21 protein-coding genes are annotated in these 22,465 nt (G+C 64.4%); 7 read left to right on the top strand and 14 right to left on the bottom strand.

Annotated elements, in window-relative coordinates:
* Positions 1 to 19 precede the first annotated feature (19 nt).
* Positions 20 to 1,021: a P1 family peptidase gene (locus ACFQ3C_RS11835; protein ID WP_380791963.1), complete on the top strand. Its 1,002-nt coding sequence runs from the start codon at positions 20 to 22 to the stop codon at positions 1,019 to 1,021.
* Positions 1,022 to 1,082: 61 nt separating this feature from the next.
* Here the strand turns inward: ACFQ3C_RS11835 and ACFQ3C_RS11830 are convergent, their stop codons facing one another.
* A complete protein-coding gene (locus ACFQ3C_RS11830) occupies positions 1,083 to 1,877 on the bottom strand; it encodes an alpha/beta hydrolase (RefSeq protein WP_380791961.1) in 795 nt (264 codons plus the stop codon).
* 79 nt (positions 1,878 to 1,956) lie between these two features.
* Between ACFQ3C_RS11830 and ACFQ3C_RS11825 the strand changes: the two genes are divergently transcribed.
* Together ACFQ3C_RS11825 and ACFQ3C_RS11820 are read left to right on the top strand one after the other, a co-directional pair.
* Entirely contained in the window at positions 1,957 to 3,435 is a 1,479-nt protein-coding gene (locus tag ACFQ3C_RS11825) for an NAD-dependent succinate-semialdehyde dehydrogenase (protein ID WP_380791959.1), read from the top strand.
* A 175-nt stretch (positions 3,436 to 3,610) separates the two neighbouring features.
* The gene (locus ACFQ3C_RS11820) at positions 3,611 to 4,054 is read left to right on the top strand and encodes a YqaA family protein (RefSeq protein ID WP_380791957.1); all 444 of its coding nucleotides are present in this window, start codon (positions 3,611 to 3,613) and stop codon (positions 4,052 to 4,054) included.
* 57 nt (positions 4,055 to 4,111) lie between these two features.
* Here ACFQ3C_RS11820 and ACFQ3C_RS11815 read toward each other — a convergent pair whose 3' ends face one another.
* The 6 genes from ACFQ3C_RS11815 to ACFQ3C_RS11790 form a co-directional block, all read right to left on the bottom strand.
* Positions 4,112 to 4,591, bottom strand: a complete 480-nt coding sequence (locus tag ACFQ3C_RS11815) for an Hsp20 family protein (protein ID WP_380791955.1) — start codon at positions 4,589 to 4,591, stop codon at positions 4,112 to 4,114.
* Between the two features lie 139 nt (positions 4,592 to 4,730).
* Positions 4,731 to 5,507 (bottom strand): trypsin-like serine peptidase, encoded by a 777-nt coding sequence (locus tag ACFQ3C_RS11810; RefSeq protein ID WP_380791953.1) that lies wholly within the window; start codon positions 5,505 to 5,507, stop codon positions 4,731 to 4,733.
* Between the two features lie 115 nt (positions 5,508 to 5,622).
* Positions 5,623 to 6,945, bottom strand: coding sequence for a glycolate oxidase subunit GlcF (gene glcF, locus ACFQ3C_RS11805; protein ID WP_380791951.1), 1,323 nt, complete (start codon positions 6,943 to 6,945; stop codon positions 5,623 to 5,625).
* A 1-nt stretch (position 6,946) separates the two neighbouring features.
* Positions 6,947 to 7,261 carry a hypothetical protein gene (locus tag ACFQ3C_RS11800; RefSeq protein ID WP_380791949.1) on the bottom strand — a complete coding sequence of 105 codons (315 nt, stop codon included), beginning with the start codon at positions 7,259 to 7,261 and terminating at the stop codon, positions 6,947 to 6,949.
* On the bottom strand, positions 7,258 to 8,364 hold the full coding sequence (locus ACFQ3C_RS11795) for an FAD-binding protein (protein WP_380791947.1): 1,107 nt from the start codon (positions 8,362 to 8,364) through the stop codon (positions 7,258 to 7,260). The genes ACFQ3C_RS11800 and ACFQ3C_RS11795 overlap by 4 nt, the downstream gene beginning before the upstream one ends.
* A gap of 56 nt (positions 8,365 to 8,420) precedes the next feature.
* Positions 8,421 to 9,854 carry an FAD-linked oxidase C-terminal domain-containing protein gene (locus tag ACFQ3C_RS11790; protein WP_380791945.1) on the bottom strand — a complete coding sequence of 478 codons (1,434 nt, stop codon included), beginning with the start codon at positions 9,852 to 9,854 and terminating at the stop codon, positions 8,421 to 8,423.
* An 86-nt stretch (positions 9,855 to 9,940) separates the two neighbouring features.
* Here ACFQ3C_RS11790 and ACFQ3C_RS11785 point away from each other — a divergent pair, with 86 nt between their 5' ends.
* Together ACFQ3C_RS11785 and ACFQ3C_RS11780 are read left to right on the top strand one after the other, a co-directional pair.
* A complete protein-coding gene (locus ACFQ3C_RS11785; RefSeq protein WP_380791943.1) occupies positions 9,941 to 10,660 on the top strand; it encodes a DUF599 domain-containing protein in 720 nt (239 codons plus the stop codon).
* 35 nt (positions 10,661 to 10,695) lie between these two features.
* Positions 10,696 to 11,064, top strand: coding sequence for a hypothetical protein (locus ACFQ3C_RS11780; RefSeq protein WP_380791941.1), 369 nt, complete (start codon positions 10,696 to 10,698; stop codon positions 11,062 to 11,064).
* A gap of 4 nt (positions 11,065 to 11,068) precedes the next feature.
* Here ACFQ3C_RS11780 and ACFQ3C_RS11775 read toward each other — a convergent pair whose 3' ends face one another.
* The 4 genes from ACFQ3C_RS11775 to ACFQ3C_RS11760 are packed head-to-tail and all read right to left on the bottom strand — an operon-like array spanning position 11,069 to position 17,746.
* The gene (locus ACFQ3C_RS11775) at positions 11,069 to 13,117 is read right to left on the bottom strand and encodes a hypothetical protein (RefSeq protein ID WP_380791939.1); all 2,049 of its coding nucleotides are present in this window, start codon (positions 13,115 to 13,117) and stop codon (positions 11,069 to 11,071) included.
* Positions 13,114 to 15,861 carry a DUF4159 domain-containing protein gene (locus ACFQ3C_RS11770; RefSeq protein WP_380791937.1) on the bottom strand — a complete coding sequence of 916 codons (2,748 nt, stop codon included), beginning with the start codon at positions 15,859 to 15,861 and terminating at the stop codon, positions 13,114 to 13,116. The genes ACFQ3C_RS11775 and ACFQ3C_RS11770 overlap by 4 nt, the downstream gene beginning before the upstream one ends.
* A complete protein-coding gene (locus tag ACFQ3C_RS11765) occupies positions 15,858 to 16,742 on the bottom strand; it encodes a DUF58 domain-containing protein (protein ID WP_380791935.1) in 885 nt (294 codons plus the stop codon). The genes ACFQ3C_RS11770 and ACFQ3C_RS11765 overlap by 4 nt, the downstream gene beginning before the upstream one ends.
* A complete protein-coding gene (locus ACFQ3C_RS11760) occupies positions 16,739 to 17,746 on the bottom strand; it encodes an AAA family ATPase (protein WP_380791933.1) in 1,008 nt (335 codons plus the stop codon). The genes ACFQ3C_RS11765 and ACFQ3C_RS11760 overlap by 4 nt, the downstream gene beginning before the upstream one ends.
* Positions 17,747 to 17,815: 69 nt before the next feature.
* Here ACFQ3C_RS11760 and ACFQ3C_RS11755 point away from each other — a divergent pair, with 69 nt between their 5' ends.
* The gene (locus ACFQ3C_RS11755) at positions 17,816 to 18,403 is read left to right on the top strand and encodes a DUF1285 domain-containing protein (RefSeq protein ID WP_380791931.1); all 588 of its coding nucleotides are present in this window, start codon (positions 17,816 to 17,818) and stop codon (positions 18,401 to 18,403) included.
* A gap of 12 nt (positions 18,404 to 18,415) precedes the next feature.
* On the opposite strand, the gene ACFQ3C_RS11750 is transcribed toward ACFQ3C_RS11755, so the two are convergent.
* Genes ACFQ3C_RS11750 through ACFQ3C_RS11740 form a run of 3 tightly spaced genes read right to left on the bottom strand, consistent with a single transcriptional unit; the run spans position 18,416 to position 21,676 of the window.
* The gene (locus tag ACFQ3C_RS11750) at positions 18,416 to 19,345 is read right to left on the bottom strand and encodes a lysylphosphatidylglycerol synthase transmembrane domain-containing protein (RefSeq protein WP_380791929.1); all 930 of its coding nucleotides are present in this window, start codon (positions 19,343 to 19,345) and stop codon (positions 18,416 to 18,418) included.
* 4 nt (positions 19,346 to 19,349) lie between these two features.
* Complete coding sequence (locus ACFQ3C_RS11745) at positions 19,350 to 21,008, bottom strand: sulfatase-like hydrolase/transferase (protein WP_380791927.1); 1,659 nt, start codon at positions 21,006 to 21,008, stop codon at positions 19,350 to 19,352.
* Positions 21,005 to 21,676 (bottom strand): CDP-alcohol phosphatidyltransferase family protein, encoded by a 672-nt coding sequence (locus tag ACFQ3C_RS11740; protein ID WP_380791925.1) that lies wholly within the window; start codon positions 21,674 to 21,676, stop codon positions 21,005 to 21,007. Before ACFQ3C_RS11740 ends, ACFQ3C_RS11745 begins: the two co-directional genes overlap by 4 nt.
* Before the next feature lie 201 nt (positions 21,677 to 21,877).
* Between ACFQ3C_RS11740 and ACFQ3C_RS11735 the strand changes: the two genes are divergently transcribed.
* A complete protein-coding gene (locus ACFQ3C_RS11735) occupies positions 21,878 to 22,423 on the top strand; it encodes a cytochrome b (RefSeq protein ID WP_380791923.1) in 546 nt (181 codons plus the stop codon).
* The last annotated feature ends 42 nt before the right edge of the window (positions 22,424 to 22,465 follow it).

The raw sequence follows: 22,465 nt of genomic DNA, 5'->3' as shown, positions 1-22,465 counted from the left end.
ACAGATCGGACAGACCCGCATGACCATGTCATCCCGCCCCGGCCCCCAGAACCTGATCACGGATGTGGCGGGCCTCAGGGTTGGAAACGCCACTGATCTTGCGATCAAGACCGGAGTTACAGTGCTGGTGGCCGATGCGCCATTCACAGCGGGTGTGCATGTGATGGGCGGCGCGCCCGGCACGCGCGAAACCGATCTTCTGGCACCGGACAAAACAGTCCAGCAGGTCGATGCGCTGGTGTTGTCGGGCGGGTCGGCCTTTGGCCTCGATGCCGCATCGGGTGTGGCGGACGCGCTGCGCGGCATGGGCCGGGGCTACCGTGTGGGGGCCCATACCGTGCCGATCGTGCCGGCGGCGATCCTGTTCGACCTGAACAATGGCGGCGCGAAGGATTGGGATCAGAACCCCTACCGCGTGCTGGGCCGCGACGCGCTGGCAAATGCCGCCACCAGCTTCGCGATTGGCAGTATCGGCGCGGGCACAGGCGCGATCACGGCCAACCTGCGCGGCGGGTTGGGATCGGCCTCGGTGATCCTGCCTTCGGGCCATTCTGTCGGTGCAGTGGTGGCGGTCAATGCGCTTGGATCGGCCACTGTCGGCGAGGGCGCGCATTTCTGGGCAGCCCCTTTCGAAATGGAGGCCGAGTTCGGCGGGCTGGGTGCGGCGCGGACCTATCCCGATCCGCATATCGCCGTCACCAAGATCGCCAGCCACGCCAATACGACTATCGGGATCGTGGCGACCGATGCGGATCTGACGCAGGCGCAATGCACGCGGATGGCCACAGCCGCCCATGACGGGTTTGCCAGGGCCCTGGTGCCGGCGCATACGCCGATGGACGGCGACCTGATCTTTGCCGTCGCGACCGGGGCGCGCCCCTTGGGCCATCCGGTCATCGACACGCTGGAGCTGGGTCACGCGGCGGCCACCTGCATGGCGCGTGCCATTGCGCGCGCGATGTTCGCCGCATCATCGCTACCGGGCGATGTCAAACCAAGCTGGCAGGATCTGCACGGATAGGGCGGCACAGACGCACCGCCCCTTTCATCGTTCTATAAATACTCGGACCACCAAGGCCCGATCAATCAAGCAGACGCCCGATCATCGCGCTGTCCGCATCCGCCAGCGCGTCTATCACGTCGAAATGGTGCAATCCCTCATCAACGACATGGGCGCAGCCCCAGGCCTCGGCCAACCAGCGTGCCTGATCCAGAAAGACCGGGCGCTCATCCGCGCCGACCCAGACGGTGACAGGCACGGGCAAACGCTCGACCATCAGGGCCGGGCTTTCGGCAATGGCGGCATCCTCATCCAGCTTGAAATCCGCGTTCATGCTGGTGCGGATCAAGGGCCGCAGATCGGACACGGGCGAGATCGACATGATACGGCGCAAGCGCGCGGCCACGCCATCGGGCAGAAGACCCGGTTCCAGCATCCGTGCCACAAGATGCCCCCCCGCCGAATGCCCGGCCAGCACGATCGGTCCATCGACCATCGCGGCGGCGGCTGTCACCGCCTTGGCCACCTGGCGCGTGATATCGGCGATCCGCACATGCGGGCACAGGTCATAGGACGGCATGGCCACGGCCCAGCCGCGTGACAGCGCACCCGCCGCCAGATGCGACCAGACGCTTTTGTCGAAACGCAACCAGTAGCCGCCATGGACAAAAACCATCAGCCCCACCGGATCAGGACCGGGATGGAACAGGTCGAAACGCTGGCGCGGACTGTCGCCATAGGGCTGATCAAGGTCAGCCAACCCCTGCTCCAGCAAGCCTTCACGCAACGCGGCCGCCGCACGTTCCCAGCGTGGCGGATAATCCGCAGCACCCGGGATATGGGCGGCATTGGCATAGGCATCGTCAAGCTCGGCCATTGCAATTCTCTCCTCATGCTCTGGACAAGCCTAGCGCCAGATGCTTTCCCTATGCCACTGGATAATTGGAGGATGCGCCATGCTGGACAGCAAGACAGACCTGAAATCACTGCTCAAGGACCCGTCGCTGCTGGCCGAAAAGGCCTATGTCGGTGGAAAATGGGTCGAGAGTGAAACCGGAACGACGTTCGAGGTCATCAACCCTGCACGCGGCGATGTCATCGCCAATGTCGCGGATCTGAGCCGCGCACAGGTGGCGCAGGCCATCGCGTCGGCCGAAGCGACACAGAAGGAATGGGCAAAACATACCGGCAAGGAACGCGCCGCGATCCTGCGTCGCTGGTTCGACCTGATGATCGAGAATACGGATGATCTGGCCACGATCCTGACCGCCGAACAGGGCAAGCCGCTGGCCGAAGCCAAGGGCGAGATCGCCTATGGCGCCGCCTTCATCGAGTTTTTCGCCGAAGAGGCCAAGCGCATCTACGGCGAGACGATCCCCGGCCATCAGCGCGACAAGCGCATCACGGTGATCAAGCAGCCTATCGGCGTCGCGGCGTCGATCACGCCCTGGAACTTCCCCACGGCGATGATCACACGCAAGGTGGCGCCCGCACTGGCCGCTGGCTGCGGTTTTGTCGCCCGTCCGTCCGAATTGACACCGCTTTCGGCGCTGGCGATGGGTGTGCTGGCCGAACGCGCGGGTATTCCCGCAGGTCTTCTGAACATCGTGACCACCACCAACGCGTCCGAAACCGGCAAGGAATTCTGCGAGAACGGCACCGTGCGAAAGCTCAGCTTCACGGGATCAACCAATGTGGGCCGCATCTTGTTGCGCCAGGCCGCCGATCAGGTGATGAAATGTTCGATGGAGCTGGGCGGCAATGCGCCTTTCATCGTGTTCGACGATGCTGATCTGGATGCCGCCGTCGAGGGCGCGATCATGTGCAAGTTCCGCAACAACGGTCAGACCTGCGTCTGCGCCAACCGGATCTATGTGCAGGCCGGGGTCTATGACGCCTTTGCCGCCAAGTTGAAAGAGGCCGTGGGCAAGCTGAAGGTCGGTGACGGTCTTGAGGCGGGCACCACGCTGGGGCCGCTGATCAACGCCAATGCGATCAAGAAGGTGCAGACCCATGTGGCGGATGCGACCGCCAAGGGCGGCACGGTGATCATGGGCGGCGAGCCGATGCAGGGGCCTGGCAACTTCCTGCCCCCCACCATCGTGACCGGTGCGACCCGCGACATGATCGTCGCGACCGAAGAAACCTTTGGCCCCTTCGCGCCGCTGTTCAAGTTCACGGATGTCGATGAGGTGATCGAGCTTGCCAATGACACGATCTTCGGTCTGGCAGCCTATTTCTATGCCCGCGACCTGAGCCGCGTCTACAAGGTGGCCGAGGCGTTGGAGTACGGGATCGTGGGTGTGAACACCGGCATCATCTCGACCGAGGTCGCGCCCTTCGGCGGCGTCAAGCAATCAGGCCTTGGCCGCGAGGGCAGCCACCACGGGATCGAGGATTACCTCGAGATGAAGTATATCTGCATGGCGGTATAAGTCGCCTTCTGTCACGGCGAAAGGGCGGGCCGCGCAAACGGTCCGCCCTTTTCATGTCAGACAACGATGATCCTCGCGTTATCCGTAAAGGATTGCCTTGCCACGGGGCCATGCCTATCTGCATGGCACCAGGGCTTGTCCATCAAGGGGCAGGGCCGGTCTCATAAAGGTTCTCATGACCCCGCTGTCCGCCTATGCCGCGATGTTCATCAGCGCATTCACATCGGCCACCCTGCTGCCCGGATCGTCCGAGGCCGTATTGCTGGGTTTTCTGGCGACGGGGATCGGCGACCCGGCAACACTTTTGACCATTGCGGTGATCGGCAATCTGCTGGGGTCCATGCTGAGTTATGCGATGGGCCGATACGCTGCGGAATTCAGGGAGCGGCGCTGGTTTCCCGTGTCGCCTGCCCAATATGAACGCGCGCAGGCGTGGTATGAGAAATACGGACGCTGGTCGCTGTTGATGGCGTGGGTTCCGATCGTCGGCGACCCGTTGACAGTGGTCGCGGGGGCGATGCGGACCAGAGTTGCCCTTGTGGTCGTTCTGGTCGGGCTGGGAAAGATGGCCCGCTATCTTGCCGTGGCTGGCAGCTATGCCCTCTGGGCCAGCGGATAAGAAAGGACCCGCAGGATTGCGCCTGCGGGTCCGACATCAGGGCAGAGGGCGTGCCCTTCAGTTGACGGCTTGCGCCTCGACCACGTCCTTGTCGGTCTGGTGCGTCGAGGCCGGGCTGGCAATCTGGATCCGACGGGGTTTCAGAACCTCGGGGATTTCGCGCACCAGGTCGATATGCAGCATCCCGTCGGCATGGGTGGCACCGGTCACGCGCACATGGTCGGCCAGTGTGAAACGCCGTTCAAACGCGCGGGTGGCGATGCCGCGATGCAGATAGGTCCGGCTCTCGTCCGCCTCGTCCGCTTTGCGGGCCGCGACGACAAGGGCGTTTTCCTTGACCTCAACGGTCAGGTCATCGGCGGCAAAGCCGGCCACGGCCAACGAAATGCGATACGCATTCTCGGCGGTTTTTTCGATGTTGTAGGGCGGATATGTCGGCTGCGGCAGATCGCTGGTGAACACGCGGTCCATCAGGCCTGCAATCTGGTCAAAGCCAACGGTTGCACGGTAAAGCGGTGCAAGGTCAAAGTTTCGCATGGGTCATCCTCCATCTGAGCGACAACTGAATGGGCCTTCCCGTATGGGACAGGCGTTCTGGTCGGGGCCCGCAATGGCACCCCGATGATCCTGATGTGGGAAACGGTTCGGACAGTTTCAAGAGAGGGCGCAGGCCAGATCAGGGTCTGACGAACTTGGCCCCGGTGTCGCGCTGTACGCCACCCGGCGTCACCCTGTTCTGATCGGGCGAGGCATGCAGGAAAACACCATCGCCTGCGGCAAGCTGTGCCTTCAATCGCACAAGGGGCTCTTGCAGCTGCATGCCCAGCGCAACCTTGGTTCCGCGAACTTCGGCTTTGGCGGACACGACAGAGACGATCCGCACACCATCTGGTCCGAAGGAAAAGATCGGCGCGCCGGATGATCCGAAATCGACCGAGCACGACATGATCAGCACGCCTTCCTGCTGGCCCATGACACCGCACATTTCCTGCAATGACGGCGCGTCGGCCCGGTCATAGGCATAGGACACGACACCGACCCTGTCCCCGGTACGCGGGCGCGAGTCGGTCGCAAACGGCACGACAGAGGTTGTGCGGATCGGCTGCTGCAATTCCAGCAGGGCCAAATCGTTACGCACACGCGTGGACACCACGATTTCATCGAATGTGTAGTCAGGATCGATCACCGCGCGCCGGACCCAGCGATAGGCTTCGGCACGGCCATTGCGCCAACCTGCCCGAAATTCGATCTTGCTGTGATCTATCCGCTGGCCTGTTGCGCGGTCGAAAAGACAATGCGCCGCTGTCAGAACCAGATCGGGCGCAATCAGGGCACCGGTGCAGAAACCGCGCCCGTCTATATCCAGACGGCCCACGGCCTCCCAGCCGCGGGTCTGATCGCCCGTGTCCAGGCGGGTCAGGCGGGCATCCTGTGCGGACACCGCACCGGACATCAGGAAAACGCCTGCGCATATCAGGCCCAAAGCCCGGAAAAACCTGCGGTGCATCATGGTCCCTCGGAAATCAGAACTGGGATAGGCGCAGATTAAGGCAAAAATGCGACAGAGGTCAGCGTAGAATCGGGATCTCGGGCTGTCTTTTTCCGGGTGCCGTCAGCGCTGGCGGCTGCGGCCCGCCGGTGGCCCAGTCCAGCAACTCAACCGTGTGGACGATCGGAAGCTGTGTTCCTGATCCGATCTGCATCATGCAGCCGATATTGCCGGCCGCGATCACATCGGGATTGCGCGCCTCAAGCGTGCGTACCTTTCGGTCCTTCAGCTGCTTCGAGATTTCGGGCTGCATCAGGTTGTAGGTTCCGGCGGACCCGCAGCACAGGTGGCTGTCGGCAGGTTCGACCACCGCAAAGCCCGCGCGCTTCAGCAAGTCCTTGGGATAGGTCTTGATCTTCTGCCCATGCTGCAAGGAACAGGCCGCGTGATAGGCCACGGTCATTCCCTTGTCATCGCCCTGGGGCAGATCAAGGGTCATCAGCACCTCGGATACGTCCTTGGCGATGGCAGACACCCGTGCCGCATCTTCCGCAAGGTCGGTGTTGCGGAACATATGCCCGTAATCCTTGACCGTCGTGCCGCACCCGCTGGTATTGATCACGATCGCATCCAGCCCGCCGCGATCCATCTCGGCCACCCAGGCCCGGATATTGCGTGCGGCGGTGGCGTGGCTTTCCTTTTCCTTGCCCATGTGATGGGTCAAGGCGCCACAGCACCCCTGCCCTTCGGCGATCACCACATCGCAGCCGTGGCGCTGCAACAGACGGATCGTTGCATCGTTGATATCTGTATTCAGCGCGCGCTGCGCACATCCCGTCATCAGCGCAACACGCTTGCGCCGCGTCCCCTCGGCCGCAAAGGTCTGCGGATCATCGTTGCGGCTGACCGGGGGGATCTCTTTCGGTGCCATCTCCAACATCGCGCGCAACCGGGCGTCCGGCATCAGGAAGGCGAAGGGGCGCCCGATCTTTGCCCCCAGCAGGGCGACCCGGAACCGCATCGGATAGGGAAGGATGCGCGCCAGCACCCAGCGCAGCAACCGATCCGAAAGCGGCCGCTTGTAGCGTTCTTCGATATAGGCGCGGGCATGATCGACCAGATGCATGTAATGCACGCCCGAGGGGCAGGTCGTCATGCAGGCCAGACAAGACAGGCAACGGTCGATATGCTTGACTGTTCTTTCGTCCGGCACCCGCTCGTTTTCCAGCATGTCCTTGATCAGGTAGATCCGCCCGCGCGGGCTGTCCAGCTCATCGCCCAACACCTGGTAGGTGGGGCAGGTGGCCGTGCAGAAACCGCAATGCACACAGGATCGCAGGATCTCGTTCGACCGCGCGATCGCGGGGTCTTTCATCTGTTCGGGTGTGAAAGTCGTCTGCATGTCAATTCCCTGCCAATGCGCGCAAGAGGGCCGAAAGACCGATGAGAAGAAGAACCCCCGCCACCGCATAGCCCCAGACCGGCAGGCGCGGGCCAAGAACCCGGTGGGTCAGATGCGCCAGACCGGCCAGGGCCACACCCGGCGCAGCCATCAGGGCATAGGTGCCGGCAAGACCTTCGCCCCGGTTGCCACCTGCGGCGAACCACAGCACGGCCAGAACGACGGCCACGATGCCGATCCCCACCGCGGCCTGGCGACCGGGCTGCAAAAGGCACAGCGACAGGGCCATGACCGCCGGAATCAGCAGCAGGATCATGACGCCACCGAATGCGGCGCATCCGTTTCAGCCGCAAGGATGCCGCGCGGATCGAAGCGCGCGCGAATGCCGGCTGACAGGGCCGCCAGCGCTGGCGGCTCGGGTTGCTCCATGGGAAGACGCGCGCATGTCTCAGCGCTGGCGCGGATCAGCGTTGCGTGACCGGCAAAGGCGCCAAGGCGAGCGCGCAGGTCCGTACCCGGCGCCATCCGCAACCAGACCAACCCGCCACCCCAGTCGTAAAGAACCTCATCCGCGCCTGTGCGCGCAACCAGCCCCGGCGCATCGCTTGGCTTGACCGACAGACGCCAGACATCGCCATCTGCATCATGGAATGGGGCCACATCACGAATGGCGGTCCAGCGATCCACGCTGTCCTCGATGTCGCCACCCAGCATGTCGCGCAGCTTGCCGGCGCGATAGGCCACCGACCCGGCAAATCCTTCGATCCGCATAAAGGTGCCCTGCCCCGGCCAATGCGCCGCGCCCGACACCTCATAGGGAGAGCCAAGCGCGCGGGCCATGGCCTGCACAGCAGCCGCGTCATCCAGATCCGGTAGAACCAGGGTCACGGCGACCTCGGGCATGGGAAGCACCTTGAAAGACACCTCGCTCAGCACACCCAGTCGCCCCCGCGATCCAGCCATCAGCTTGACCAGGTCATAGCCGGTGACGTTCTTCATCACCCGGCCGCCGTTCTTCAGGATACGGCCCATCCCGTCGACAAAGCGTACGCCCAGCAGGAAATCGCGCGCGGCGCCCACCTGGATGCGGCGCGGACCGCTGACATTGCCCCCCACGACGCCACCGATGGTCGGTGTGCCACTGGTCCCAAGCAATCCCCGATGATCCATCGGCTCGAAAGGCAGACGCTGACCTTCGGCGGCCAAGGTCGCCTCGATCTGCGCGACCGGGGTTCCCGCCTGCGCCACAAGTGTCAGCGAACCAGGCTCGTAGAGGGTGATGCCCGTCAGGCCCCGCGCCGTCAGCACCTCCGCGTCCTGCGCGGCCACGACACAGCGTGTGCCGCCACCGATGATCTGCAAGCGCCGGGTCGCGCCTGCGACCAATTCGGCCAGTTCGGCCTCTGTCCGGGGGGTCATCATTTTCATCTTTCCCTATATACTCCGGGGGTCCGGGGGCAGCGCCCCCGGCGGTGTCATGCTGCGCGCCGCGCCTCCGAGGCTTGCAGCGGAAACACCTTGGCCGGGTTCAGCAGCCAGAGCGGGTCGAACACATCCTTGACCGCCATCTGGATATCCAGATCGTCAGGGTCGAACTGATCCACCATGAGGTCACGCTTCTCGATGCCCACGCCATGCTCGCCGGTCAGGCAACCGCCCACCTCGACGCAGAGACGCAGGATATCGGCGCCAAAGGCTTCGCACAGCTCCAGATCGCCGGGCTTGTTGGCATCGAACAGGATCAGCGGGTGCATGTTGCCATCGCCGGCATGGAACACATTGCCCACATCCAGACCATATTGCTTGCTCATCTCGCCGATGCGGCGCAGCACGAAGGGAAGCTGGCTGACCGGGATCGTTCCATCAAGGCACATATAGTCATTGATCTGCCCCATCGCGCCGAAGGCCGATTTGCGCCCCAGCCAGATCCGCGCGCTTTCGTCAGCGGATTTGCTTTCGCGCAGCTCCACGGGATTGTGACGCCGGGCAATGGCGACGATCCGCTCCAGCTGTTCGTCGATCTCGGCATCCGATCCTTCGACCTCGACGATCAGCAGCGCCTCGCAATCGGGGTATCCCGCCTTTGCGAAGGCTTCGGTCGCGCGGATGCAGGGGCGGTCCATGAACTCGATCGCGACGGGCAGCACACCCGCCTTGATGATATCGGACACGCATTCGCCCGCCACCTCGTTGCTGTCAAAGCCCATCAGGACAGGGCGCGCGCCTTCGGGCTTGCGCAGGATACGCAGCGTCGCCTCGGTCACCACGCCAAGCTGGCCTTCCGATCCGCAGATCACGCCCAGCAGGTCCAGACCGCCGGAATCCAGATGCGCGCCGCCGATTTCGACCACGGTGCCATCCATCAGCACCATCGTCACACCCATCAGGTTGTTGGTGGTCACGCCGTATTTCAGGCAATGCGCCCCGCCGGAATTCATCGCGATATTGCCGGCAATCGCACAGGCCAGCTGGCTTGAAGGATCAGGCGCATAGAAAAAGTCATTTTCCTCGACCGCGCCGGTCACGCTCAGGTTGGTGCGGCCCGACTGCACACGCACGAAACGATTCTCGTAATCGGTTTCCAGCACGGCATTCATCCGCGCCACGCCCAGGATCACGCTATCTGCGGTGGGCAAGGCGCCACCGGCCAGCGATGTACCCGATCCGCGCGGCACCACGGGCACTCCCATCTCGTGACAGATCCGCAGCACATCCGAGACTTCCTGCGTGTTCGAGGGCAGCACCGCCACCATTGGCGGACAGCGATACGCCGTCAGCGCATCGCATTCATAGGCGCGGGTCTCGGCCTCGAGGTGAATTACAGCCTCCGCAGGCAGGACCTGCAACAGTCGCTCGACCAGGCGCGGTTTCTTCGCCAGTATCGCTGGGTTCGGGCTTGGCATGTCCATGGCTGGGCTCCTCCTCGTTATTGGTAAGAAAATATAACCAATTTATGCATCTGGCAAGTAAAGATATGTGGCATTAGGATTTTGGCATGACATGGACAGATCGCCTAGGATTGTTCGGCCCGCTGGATATCGCGGGGCTATCCCTGCTTTTTCTGGGCTGGATCGTGATCGGCTGGCGGATTGAGGCAAAGAACAGCGCGCACCCTTCGGTTTCGGTTCTGATGGCGGAATACCGGCGGGAATGGATGCGAATGATGGTGTCGCGTCAGACGCGCATGTTCGATGCACAGGTTCTCAGCGCCCTGCGGCAGGGCGCATCCTTCTTTGCTTCGGCCACGATGATTGCCATAGGCGGCGGGCTTGCCCTGATCGGCAATGCCGAGCGTCTTCAGGGTCTGGCCAGCGATCTGACCATGACGCAGGACCCGATCTTTGTCTGGGAAGTGAAATTGCTGGTCACGCTGGCCTTCCTGGCGAACGCCTTTCTGAAATTCGTATGGTCGCATCGGCTGTTTGGCTATTGTGCCGTGCTGATCGCCGCCGTGCCGAACGATCCCGAGGATGCGGCGGCAATCCCGCGCGCGGCCAAAGCCGCCGAGGTCAATATCACCGCAGCACGCAGCTTCAACCGCGGTCTGCGATCGGTCTATTTTGCCTTGGGCAGCGCCGCCTGGTTCCTGGGCACGATGCCGCTGATCGCTGCCACGCTGATCACCCTGTTCGTGCTCTGGCGGCGCGAGTTCGCGTCGCAATCGCGTGCGATCCTTGTCGCCCAGACGGATGGCATGGGCCACACGCAGACGTGAGCAGGCATCGCATCCCGGCCTGATAGGATAGACTGATGACATTCCGGCTTGCAGCATCAACCGCCATCACCCTGTGCCTGACCGGCCCGGTTGCAATGGCAGATCCGCCCCGGATCGTGGGTGCCACCGCTACCCATGCCAGCATGGGCTGGCGCTTCGATGTCAGCATCAGTCATCCTGACACGGGCTGGGATCACTATGCCAGCGGTTGGGAAGTGGTGGATGCCACGGGCAAGCGCCTGGGCTATCGCGAGTTGTTGCACCCCCATGTCGACGAACAACCCTTCACCCGCAGCCTGCGTAACGTGATGGTGCCCGACGGCACGACCGAAGTCTTCATCCGCGTCACCTGTTCCCGCGACGGGATGGGGGATGAAATGCTGCGTGTCGCGTTGCGGCGCTGACCCCTCAGCGCCGCCCCTCACGAAGCCAGGCCCCCACGATCAGACCGGACGCCAGCAACAGCACCAGCCAGGCCGGCAGAAGCGGCATCTGACGCAGGTCGCGCGTCTCAAACGCGTCCCTGGGGGTCAGACCGATCCAGCCGCGCCCAGCTGCCGGGCGGCCTGCACTAACCTCGCGGATCGCGGGCAGCCCGTCTGCAAGGGGCAGCACGCCACCGCGCAGCGCGTCGATTGCGGGCTGCATCACCTCTCCGGTGGCAATGGTCTGTTCGAATTCGCGCGGCGCTGCCGGGCCAAGGCCGATCACGGCGGACTGATCACCATCCGTCAGGCGATAGAGGCCGATGTCCGGCCCGTCATAGACGGCTTCGAACTGGCCGGGGCTGACTTCGGTCAGCGGCACTTCCACTTCTTCGCCGCTTGGCGTGGTGATCGTGACCGGGCCGGCGCTGTCTTCCAGTGTCCGGCGGATGATCCGCATCCGTTGCCCTGTGGGTTCGGCCCATATCGCCTCCTCCTCAAGCTCGGGCTCCTTCATCATCCAATGCGCCAGTCGGCGCAGCAATTCCAATTGCGGCCCGCCGCCTTCATAGCCGCGATCCCAGAGCCATGCCTGATCCGAGGCAAGCAGCGCAATCCGCCCTTCGTCCACCCGATCCAGGATCAACAGCGGGCGATCATCGACACCGGACATCACGACATTGCCGCGCTCGGTTTCAAGGTCGATCTGGCGTAGCCAGCGGCCCCAATCCTCACCCTCGGGCGGGGCAAGCCCCGCCGTGACAGGATGCCGTTGCCCGATGTCGGTGATCCGGGGCACGTACCCTTCCTCGATCACGCGCGCGGTCGGGCGCGCGGGCAGAACCGTGGACAGGGGCGAGCGGTAGAGCGATGCGGCGGTCGCGAAATCGGGCCCTGCCGCAACCAGAACGGCACCGCCCTTGCGGACATAATCGGCCACGTTCTCAAGGTAGAGCGTGGGCAGAATGCCCCGCCGCTTGTAGCGATCGAAGATGATCAGATCGAAATCCTCGATCTTTTCCATGAACAGCTCGCGCGTGGGAAAGGCGATCAGCGACAGTTCCGACACCGGCACGCCATCCTGCTTGTCAGGTGGGCGCAGGATGGTGAAATGCACCAGATCGACCGAGCTGTCGGATTTCAGCAGGTTGCGCCATGTGCGCCCCCCGGCATGGGGTTGGCCCGAGACCAGCAGCACGCGCAGACGGTCGCGCACACCGTTGATCTGCACCAGTGCGGTGTTGTTGCGATCAGTCAATTCCCCCTCGGCCTGGGGAACCGTGAACTGGATCACGTTGCGCCCGCCATGCGGCAGGGTCACGGGCAGGTCGAAGGTGCGGCCGATCTCGATCTCGTAGCGCTGCGGCTCTCCTCCATCGACCGAGATTTCAAGCGGTGCGCGCGTCGCCCCCTCGGGTGCGGCGCCCATGTCTTCGACCCGCAGCGACAGGGTCACAGGTTCACCGAGAATGGCAAAGGCCGGCGCATTTTCGACGATCAGGCGACGATCCCAGTCATCCGGCAGGCCGGTGTGCAGAAGATGCAGCGGCGCGGGCAGATCAGGCGCGCGGTCCATGTCGTGAATGCGGCCATCGCCCAGCGCCACGATCCCGGCGATCCGCCCGCGCGGCTCCTGTGCAAGGGCCTCGTTCAGGGCGGTCATCATCTGCGTGCCGCTGTCCCCTTCGCCGTCGGGCACCTCGATCCGGCGCACTTCGGTGTTGGGGCGGGCGGCCAGTTCGGCCTCAAGCTCATCCGCGGCCTCAAGGGTACGGGCGGCGCGGTCGCCCAGCGCCTGGCTGGATGAGCGGTCAACCAGCATCAGCACGATATCCGACAGCGTGGCGCGGTCTTCTTCCTGCCAGTTCGGCCCGCTGAGCGCGGCAAGCACAACAAGCCCGGCCAGCAGGCGCAACGCCCAGCCTGACAGGCCACGTATCAGCGCCAGACCAGCGGCAATCACGACAATCGCGCCCAGCACCGCCAGCACGGCCCAGGGCAGAAGCGGGTCAAAGATGATCTGTCCGGTCATTGGCCCAACCTGTCCAGAAGTGCAGGCACATGGACCTGATCGGATTTGTAGTTGCCCGTCAGCACATGCATCACAAGATTGACCCCAAAGCGGAAGGCCAGTTCGCGCTGCCGCTCGCCGCCAAAGCCGCGACCCACGGGAAACAGGGCGTTGCCCCTGTCATCCATGGCCCAGGCGGCGGCCCAGTCGTTGCCGCCGATCACAACCGGCGTCACACCATCGTTGAGGTTCCGAAACGGCATCCCCTCGATCTTTTCGGCATCTGCCGGGGCTGCCTCGACCCAGACATCGCGGGCGGTGTGACGGCCCGGGAAATCCTGCAAAAGATAGAATGTTCGGGTGATCACATGATCCTCGGGGATCGGCTCCAGCGCAGGAATATCCAGCGGCGCCGCCAGTTGCTGCAGCTTGCGGCCATTGGGGCTGGCCGTGCCGAACCCGGCCACATCGGCATCGCGCGTGTCGAACAGGATCATGCCGCCCGACCGCAGATAGCGGTTCAGCTCTTCATAAGCCTCTGCCGAGGGCGTGGGCTGATCTGGTGTGATCGGCCAGTACAGAAACGGGAACAGGCCGATCTCGTCGGTTTCAAGGTTCACCGCCATCGGCGCGCCCGGCTCGACCGAGGTTCTGAAAAACAGGGTCTCGGACAGGCCGCGCAGCCCAGCCTGCGCCGTGTCATCCAGCCGGGCATCGCCCGTGACGATATGGCCAAGCCGCAATTCGGATGTTGCCGCAATGGCAAAAGCGTCATCTGCCGCCGCATCACGCGGCAGCGCGGACAACGCCGCCAGCAGGATGACGGCGGCCCTGGCCCCCATCAACCGCCCCGACAGGGCAAGCGAGGCGATCACATCCGCCAGCAGAAGCGCGAGTGCAGCCGCCAACAGGTAGCCTGCAAGCGGTGTCTCGGCGGGACGCGACAAGCCTTCGACCGGAATGCGCGCGGGCCATGTCGCAGGCGTCAGGACCGTATCAGCGGCGATGGTATTGCGCGCGATGCGCCTGTCGTTCCCGTCATACAGACCGGGCCGCAAATCCGGCCCCAGCGCAGCGGACAGCAAGGCCGCCCCATCCACACCTGGCAGGGTTTGCGCGTCCTGCACGCGGCCGAATCCGTCCAGCACGATCACGGGTTGCCATGACGTGCCTTCCAGATCCTCGGCCATCAGGCCCTGGCCCGCGGACGATACCGCAAGCCGTTCCAGCATCCGCACGAACAGGCCCGACAGCGGCAGGCTGGACCATTCGGCGTTGGCCGTCACATGAACCAGCACGACCTGCCCCTGCCCGATGGGCTTGCGCGTGACCAGGGGCGTTCCATCCGTCAACTGCGCGATCACGCGATCTGCCAACGTCGGATCCGGCTGGGCCATGACCTGCGCCGTGACCGTCACGTCATCGGGGATCGGCAGACCAAAGAACGGGCTGTCTTCGGTAAAGGGCGCCAGCGTCTTGGGGTCGCCCCAGCTCATCGCACCGCCGACCGTCCGGCCACCGGCCCGCAGCCTGACCGGCATCAGCGGGTGTTCATCCGTCCGGCTGACCTCGCTTGCCGCCAGACGCGGCCCGGCAAAGCGCAGCAGAAGACCGCCATTCTCGGTCCACTCCAGAAGTGCCTCCTCGTCCGAGGGCGACAGCGTCGCGATATCGGCAAGGATCACGACATCGGGATTGGCGGGAAGCAGATCGACCAGTTCGCCCTCCAGCAGATCGGCATTGGGCGCAAGCGCCTGCCGCAGGTAATGCAGCGGCGACAGCAGCTCCAGCCCTTCGCGATCGTCGCGCCCGGCGATCAGCGCCACCTCGCGCCGGCTGAGACTGTCATCCGACAGGGCCACGGCGCCTGCGCTGCGGATGCCTTCGATCTCGAACCGCGTGATCCGCGCGCGCAATTCCGATGGCAGGCTTGCTTCGGTCATGGCCTCGGTTGCGCCCTGTTCGAATTGCAATGGCAGGTTCGCCAGCACACGCGGCGTTCCAGACGGGTCCAGCCCATGCGCGGCGACGGTCAGATCCAGCGCAGGCCCGGCACTGGCGCGGCGGGCGGCAAGTTGTAACACGCCGTCCTGATAGGTGGCAGGCACCATCGCGACAGGGCTGCGGCCCGATGCAAAGACGCGCACGGCACCCCGCGCCTCAAGCGCGGCAAGCAGATCGTCACGACCCTCGATCATCAGACCATCGGCGAACCAAAGCGTCTCGAATCCGCCCTGAGGCAGCGTTTCCGCGGCGCGCGCAATCATCTCTGGCGTCGGCATCCAGGGTTGCGGCACCATCCCGGCAATGCGGCTGCGCCACAGGTCAGCGGCCTGGAACGCAGCCTGCTCTGGCGCGGTCAACCGCAGGATGGCCGCCGTACGCCCCTCACGTCCGGCTTCGGCCAGCAGGCGGTCAACCAGTTCGGCGCGTCCGGTCCAATCCTGCGCCCCGGCCCAGCCCCCGTCCATCACGATGAGAACGGGGCCGTTACCCGGCTGGCGATCCGCCTGCGGGTTCAGCACAGGCCCCGCCAGACCGATGATGACGGCCGCAACGGCCAGCATCCGCAGCAGTAAAAGCCACCATGGCGTGCGATCCGTGACGCTTTCGTCATCCTTGAGGCCCAGCAACAAGGCGACGCCGGGAAACCTGCGCCGGATTGGCGCGGGCGGAACAGCGCGCAGAATGATCCACAGGATCGGCAGCGCCAGCAGACCCAGCAGCAACCAGGGGGCCGCGAAACCGATGGGGCCGATGATCATGTGCCAGCCCCCCGTTCCAGCGCACGCCAGACCCAAAGCAGTGCCGATTGTGCCGCCGCATCGGTGTGGTGGCACTGATACTGCCAGCCCGTCGCCATGCAAAGATCGGCCAGGGCGGCCTTGCGTTCGGCCAGTCGTTCCAGGTAGCGGCCGCGCAGATCACCCGCTTTCAGCGTCTCATGCGCAAGGGTGCCGCCCATGCTTTGAAAGATGGTGCGGCCCTGGAAGGGAAATGCTTCTTCGCTGGGATCAAGAATCTGGATCAGGATGCCGCGCACCCCGCGATCTGCGGCCTTGGTCAGCGCGGCCTGCACCGGTGCAAGGTCGGACAGAAAGTCAGACATGAAAATGGCGCGCGCCTGGGGGATCATCGCGCGGGCCTCGGGAATCCCGTAATCCATGGCCTCGTCGCGGCTGAACATCTCGGCCAGTCGCAGCAGTTGCGCGTTGCCCCGACGTGGCGGCAAGGCGGTGCCTGTCAGGCCCACACGCTCTCCGCCGCGGACCAGCAACACCGACACGGCAAGGGCCAAAAGACGGGCGCGATCGGCCTTTTCAGGCAGGTTAGGGTCTGATGTGAACCGCATCGACGCCGCCTGATCCACCCAGAGCATCACGCTTTGCGCGATCTGCCATTCGCGTTCACGCACGAATTGCATGTCGCCGCGCGCGGAGCGGCGCCAGTCGATCATCCTGACGGGATCGCCCTGCTGCACGGGGCGGTATTGCCAGAAATCATCCCCCTGTCCCGCACGGCGGCGGCCATGTTCGCCCAGCAGCACGGTGCCGGCCAGATGCTCGGCGCGGGCCAGCAGCGGCGGAAACCGCGCGGCTTCGGCCTCGGCCCTGGCGCGAAGGGTCAGGGGATGGGGTTGGGTCACGCCGCCGCCTCGATCCGCGTGATGCGCGCGGCGGTATCCTCGATCAGGCCGGTCAGCGTATCACCGCGCGCCCGTGCCGCGAAGTTCAGCGCCATCCGGTGCGTCAGAACGGGGCGCGCCATGGCGAAGACATCCTCGACCGAGGGGGCAAGCCGCCCCTGAAGCAGAGCGCGCGCGCGCACGGTCAGCATCAAAGCCTGCGCCGCGCGCGGGCCGGGGCCCCAAGCCACGGTCTGCCGCACCCGGTCATCTGCGCTGTCGTCCTCCGGGCGGAAGGCGCGCACCAAGTCAAGGATCGCCTCGACCACCGCATCGCCGACGGGCATCCGCCGCAGAAGGGTCTGCGCCGCAAGCAATTCGGTATCGGTAAAGACCTGATGCGCCTCATCCTCGGCCACGCCGGTCGTCGCCAGCAGAATGTCACGCTCTGTCGCGCGATCGGGATACTGGACATCGATCTGCACAAGGAAACGATCCAGCTGCGCTTCGGGCAGGGGATAGGTGCCTTCCTGCTCGATCGGGTTCTGCGTCGCCAGCACGTGGAACGGCTTGCCCAGCGGGCGATCTTTCCCGGCAACCGTCACCCGGCGTTCCTGCATCGCCTGAAGCAGCGCGGATTGGGTGCGCGGGCTGGCGCGGTTGATCTCATCAGCCATCAGCAGCTGGCAGAAAATGGGCCCTTCGACAAAGCGAAAGGCGCGGCGCCCGTCCGCATCGGTTTCCAGCACTTCCGAGCCAAGGATATCCGCCGGCATCAGGTCGGGCGTGAACTGCACCCGGTTGCCATGCAGGCCCATGACCGTGGACAGGGTTTCGACAAGCCGTGTCTTGCCAAGGCCGGGCAGGCCGATCAGCAGGCCATGGCCACCGCAAAGAAGCGCGGAGAGCGTCAGGTCGACGACCCGCTCCTGCCCGATGAAGCGGCGCGTGATCGAAGACCGCGCCTGCGCCAACTTGTCCTCAAGCGCCTCGATACCCGCAACCAGATCGGCGTGATCGGACATGGCAATCCCTCCTTTGAACCCTAGGTCATTGTGATGATAGTATCTCGGCAAAGTGAAATGGCAAAAGCAATGAGCGGACAAATGATCGTGACCCCCTCAGCAGAAGGCATTGCTGCCTCTGTCAGGGCAGCAAAGGGCAAGGGATTGCCACCGGTGCACCTGTGGAATCCGCCCTTCTGCGGCGATCTGGACATGCGGATCGCCAGGGACGGCACATGGTTCTACCAGGGCACGCCGATCGGCAGGCCGGGGCTTGTGCGGCTGTTTTCGACCATCCTGCGCAAGGACGGAGACCAGTATTTTCTTGTCACCCCGGTGGAAAAGGTGGGCATCACCGTGGATGACGCACCCTTCCTTGCCGTGGATTTCGACGCCGGGGGCGAAGGAAAGGCGCAAAAGCTGACATTTCACACGAATGTCGGCGACAGCGTGATCGCAGGGCCCGAGACACCGCTGCGATTCGTGCGTGATCCCGATACGGGCGAACCTTCGCCCTATGTCATGGTGCGCGCCGGGCTTGAGGCGCTGATCGACCGCAAAAGCTTTTACAGGCTGGTGGATCTGGGCACCGACCACGTTGTCGATGGCGTCACATGGTTTGGTGTCTGGTCGGATGGGGCGTTTTTCGGGATCATCCCTTCGGCCGAATTGCCCTGAATCAGAGACTGTTCAGGCCGATTGCGGTCTGGGTTGGATCAACAAAACCACGACCCCCGGCAAGACGCTGACAAGAAACATCAGGCCAAAGGCAAAGCTGGCTGCGAATCCTTCAGTGGCGGTGGCGCCGATCACCGGGAACAGCGCCGCGGCCGCGCCTTCCCGCAGGCCCCATCCGCTGATCGAAATCGGGATCAGCATGGTCAGCAGGATCAGGGGCACAATGATCATGATGGCCGCCAGCGGCAGGGTAGTGCCGGTCGCGCGGGCGCATATGGCAAACGCCAGCAGGTTCAACGCTGTCGTCCCCAGGCTGAGCATGATCTGGCGCGGCAATACGGCAGGGGCCAGGACAGAGGCCTCGAAGGCCGCGGACCAGTCGCGTATGTGCCGCCCCCAGCCCCGGGCGCTTCGGCTGATCACCCACAGGACCACCCCCGCAACAAACAGCGCGCCCCCGGTCAGCGCCACAAGGCGCAGCACCCAATCCGGCAAGGCCGTTCCACCGGGCCTGATCCAGACAAGAAACACGGCGGCGCCGGTCACGCCGAAAAGGGCCAGTTGACCCGCCAGACGCTCGAACACCACGGCTTGCCCTGCGCGTTTCAATCCGGCCTCATGCCTGGCGCGGACAGCCCGCCCGGCATCGCCCAGCACGCCACCGGGCAGCGACTGGTTCAAGATCTGGGACAGGTAGTATTCCCGAATGGCCCGGCCCAGGGTGATCGACTGGCCAAGACCACGCGCCGTCAATCGCCAGCGCAGGGCAGACAGGGCGGTCTGGCCGTTCAGCGCCAGAACCGCCGCAAGCAACCAGACAGGATCGGCGCCCAGCACCAGATCCAATGCGGCAGGACCATCAATGGCCCGCCACAGCAGCACCAGCAACGCCAGCGTCACCAACAGCCGCAGCGCCTTCAGGATCCATGTCTTCGGGCGCATCCCCTCAGCCCCCGTTTGCAGCGGGCGGCAAGGATGCCCCGGTGCCTGGCTGGGTGCTAAAACTGTTCAGAAGCAGATCGCGCATCGCCTCCATCGGCAGGACCGGCGCATCATCGGCGGGGATCAGACCCGGCGTCCACCCCCAGTCGGCAAGCTGCGTCAGCAGATCAGGGGGACCGATCACATGCACCGGCACATCCGGTCTTTCATCCAGCGCAATGAACCCAGCCGCCTGATGATCCCCCAGCACGATCATCAACGGCGGGTTGTCCGCATGGCGCATCGCATAGGCAAATACGGTTTCAAGCGCATATGTGATCGACTGACGGTACTGATCCCGGACCCGGTCATGATCGCGCCAGACAACTTCGGGCCGATCGCCGGAAAGGGCCATGTCGTCAAAAATCGTGCCATCCCCCAGTTCGTCCCAGGGGACCAGCCGCGGAATCGGGACCCATGGCGCATGCGACGAGATCAGGGCCACTTGTGCAAAAAGCCTGCGGTCAGAGTGTGTGTCGCGCAGCAGCCTGTCCAGCGCGGCAAGGGTAAACTGGTCCGGCATCGTGACCCAATTGAAGGGCTGGCCACGATATCCGAGGTCGGCTGCCGGCAGGACCGTTTCAAATCCCATGAAGGCCGCCTCGGGCCAGTCCAGCGTGATCGCGGGCATCACCGCTGCGGTGTGAAAGCCTGATCTGGCCGCGATGTGAAACAACGTCTCGCGCCCGCTGGCCAGTGCCGCCTGATACCGCGCCTGCCCGTCAACCCGCATTCCGTTGGCAAAGGTGGCATGGGCCAGCCAGCTTTGGCCCCCGCGCGTGGGCGAGGTCAGATAGGCCGATTGCACGGCAAGCCCCGCATCCTGCAAGTCCCGCGTCGCGCTTTCCAGCAGGGGGCGATGCTCTGTCGCGTAGAACGGCGTATCCATGCTGGTGCGCCCGTAGCTTTCGACGAAAACGACAAGCACATCCCGGTCGATCCGGTCCAGAAGCCCGCCGCGCATGGCGAAAGGATCGGCACGCGCCAGATCGTTGAAGGCCCGCAGATCGCTCAGCGTATCCCTTACCAGAAAGGCGCGTTCCAACCCGACGCGCGCGGTGAAAGCCGTGCCTGGCGCGTTGAAGGGAACCGGCCAGCGCGCCATGATCGACCCGACATCCGCAACCGCCAGACCAAGCGACGCGATCGCCGCGGTCCCGGCGACAAGCTGCACAGGTCGCGGCAGCGGAAGGCGCGCCCAGACACCCATCGCCCACCACAGGCAAGTGGCAAAGGCGACCACCAGGGCAATCAACCCGATCACGGCCGCAATCGCAGGCAGCAGCCCGATTGACCCCCAGGTCAGGCGAAAGGCCGCCGCGATCAGGGGCATATCACCGACCGGATTGAAGCCACGGGTAAAGGCGGTGAACATGCCAAAATCGGCCGCTTTGAGAACAACGATCACCGTCAAGGTCAGGGTCAGCACGGCGCGCACAACGCGCCCCGCGCGCCTGTCGCCGATCACCGGCAGGGCCAGAAGCAGAAGCGGCCATTCCAGTGCAAAGGCACCCAGCGCGGCCCAGGTCATGGCCGCAGGGTGATTGGGCTGGATCAGAACCAGATGCAGGAATGCCGCCGATACGGCAAGCGCACCATAACGGCGCCAGGGTGTCCGGGTCACGGCCGGTGCCTCCAGAGCCAGAGGGTATCACGCCCGAAGGACCACATCAGCGCCGCAACCGCAGCCCATGCAATGCCCAGCGCCAGGCCATTTCCCAGGATCGGCATCTGCAATGCGATCAGGGCCGCGATCTGGATCACGCAGACCACCTTGCGCCCGAACCTGTCCGGCAAAGGCGCCGCCATCCAGGGCAGACCCCATGAGGCCGCGACAAAGACATAGCGCATCATACCAAGGGACAGGACCAGTATGCCCGCCACGCCATCTGCCATCGCATGCAGGGCCAGCATCAGGGCGAGGGCAGCATCGACCTCCATGTCGAAGCGCGCCCCGAACGCCGAGGTCAGGCCGTGACGCCGCGCAAGCCAGCCGTCGACGCCATCCAGCGACAGGGCAAGCAGCGCCACGATGGCAACCGCCCAACCACCCAGCGCCGCCTGCCCCGCGTCAGCCGCCAGCAGCGGGGTCAGCAGGCTTGCACCAAGACCGGCCCGCAGCAACGTCACCCCGTTGCAAGCCCCGAACCGGGGATGCGGGTAGTGACCGGGCAGTTGCAGCCACAGGAACAGAACGCCCGTGCCAAAAACCAAAAGCGCCGCCAGCCCCGCTGACACAGAGGCGGCAAACACCGTCAGGGTCACCCCCTGCATCACAGCTATCGTGATCATGGCCCAGACCAATAACCCCAAGCGCGGCGGACGCACGCGTGAGCGGTCTGGCATCATGGCATCAGGCGACATGGGGATCATCCGTCAGAGATAGTGTCGAGGCAGCGCAGTCAAGAGATGCGGCCCTTCCAGATTGCCGGGGCGCGCTTGACCGGGCGCTGGTTCCGGCTACCTGTTATTGTGGTGATAAGCGAGGACGCCATGCAATCACAACAGGATCGTTACAAGGCGCCCGCACGCTGGCTGCATTGGCTGGTCGCGGTGCTTGTGCTGGCGATGGTGCCGGTCGGTTTTCTGATGGTGCAGCAAGGGATCGGCCGATCGCTTCAGAATGCCTTGTTCCTGTTTCACAAGAACATGGGCGTTGTCGTGGCGCTGCTGGTCCTGTTGCGCGTGCTTTATCGCTGGCGCAATCCGCCGCCACCGCTGCCCGCATCACTGCCCTCGTGGCAGCGGCGCGTATCTGCCGCCACCCATGGGCTGCTTTATGCGCTGATCGTGCTTATGCCGCTGTCCGGCTATGTGCGGGTCAGGGCCGGGGGCTTTCCGATCGAGGTGCTGGATAGGCTTGGCGTCGGCAGCCTTCTGCCCCGGTCCGAGGCGCTGGCCAATACCGCGAAGTCGCTGCATTACGCCGGCGCCCTTGCGCTGGTCGTGCTGCTGGCGCTGCATATCGGGGCCGCGCTGCAACACGGGCTGATCAAACGCGACGGGATCATGGGCCGGATGTGGCCGCCCCATCGCTGAACAGCCCGGATCCGAGACACCGCAACAAGGAACAGCCGCGCG

Origin of the sequence: Seohaeicola saemankumensis (assembly GCF_042678485.1) — a bacterium.
GTDB lineage: Bacteria > Pseudomonadota > Alphaproteobacteria > Rhodobacterales > Rhodobacteraceae > Seohaeicola > Seohaeicola saemankumensis.
This window is presented reverse-complemented; position numbering and strand designations above follow the sequence as displayed.

Bases quoted from the DNA above. Each gene is read 5' to 3' on its own strand.
- ACFQ3C_RS11755 (WP_380791931.1), top strand. From the start codon at position 17,816: ATGAGCGGACAAATGATCGTGACCCCCTCAGCAGAAGGCATTGCTGCC.
- ACFQ3C_RS11740 (WP_380791925.1), bottom strand. From the start codon at position 21,676: ATGATCACGATAGCTGTGATGCAGGGGGTGACCCTGACGGTGTTTGCC.
- ACFQ3C_RS11785 (WP_380791943.1), top strand. From the start codon at position 9,941: ATGACATGGACAGATCGCCTAGGATTGTTCGGCCCGCTGGATATCGCG.
- ACFQ3C_RS11790 (WP_380791945.1), bottom strand. From the start codon at position 9,854: ATGGACATGCCAAGCCCGAACCCAGCGATACTGGCGAAGAAACCGCGC.
- glcF (WP_380791951.1), bottom strand. From the start codon at position 6,945: ATGCAGACGACTTTCACACCCGAACAGATGAAAGACCCCGCGATCGCG.
- ACFQ3C_RS11830 (WP_380791961.1), bottom strand. From the start codon at position 1,877: ATGGCCGAGCTTGACGATGCCTATGCCAATGCCGCCCATATCCCGGGT.
- ACFQ3C_RS11770 (WP_380791937.1), bottom strand. From the start codon at position 15,861: ATGATCATCGGCCCCATCGGTTTCGCGGCCCCCTGGTTGCTGCTGGGT.
- ACFQ3C_RS11835 (WP_380791963.1), top strand. From the start codon at position 20: ATGACCATGTCATCCCGCCCCGGCCCCCAGAACCTGATCACGGATGTG.
- ACFQ3C_RS11775 (WP_380791939.1), bottom strand. From the start codon at position 13,117: ATGACCGGACAGATCATCTTTGACCCGCTTCTGCCCTGGGCCGTGCTG.
- ACFQ3C_RS11810 (WP_380791953.1), bottom strand. From the start codon at position 5,507: ATGTCCGGTGCGGTGTCCGCACAGGATGCCCGCCTGACCCGCCTGGAC.
- ACFQ3C_RS11795 (WP_380791947.1), bottom strand. From the start codon at position 8,364: ATGACCCCCCGGACAGAGGCCGAACTGGCCGAATTGGTCGCAGGCGCG.
- ACFQ3C_RS11815 (WP_380791955.1), bottom strand. From the start codon at position 4,591: ATGCGAAACTTTGACCTTGCACCGCTTTACCGTGCAACCGTTGGCTTT.
- ACFQ3C_RS11760 (WP_380791933.1), bottom strand. From the start codon at position 17,746: ATGTCCGATCACGCCGATCTGGTTGCGGGTATCGAGGCGCTTGAGGAC.
- ACFQ3C_RS11735 (WP_380791923.1), top strand. From the start codon at position 21,878: ATGCAATCACAACAGGATCGTTACAAGGCGCCCGCACGCTGGCTGCAT.
- ACFQ3C_RS11780 (WP_380791941.1), top strand. From the start codon at position 10,696: ATGACATTCCGGCTTGCAGCATCAACCGCCATCACCCTGTGCCTGACC.
- ACFQ3C_RS11825 (WP_380791959.1), top strand. From the start codon at position 1,957: ATGCTGGACAGCAAGACAGACCTGAAATCACTGCTCAAGGACCCGTCG.
- ACFQ3C_RS11750 (WP_380791929.1), bottom strand. From the start codon at position 19,345: ATGCGCCCGAAGACATGGATCCTGAAGGCGCTGCGGCTGTTGGTGACG.
- ACFQ3C_RS11820 (WP_380791957.1), top strand. From the start codon at position 3,611: ATGACCCCGCTGTCCGCCTATGCCGCGATGTTCATCAGCGCATTCACA.
- ACFQ3C_RS11800 (WP_380791949.1), bottom strand. From the start codon at position 7,261: ATGATCCTGCTGCTGATTCCGGCGGTCATGGCCCTGTCGCTGTGCCTT.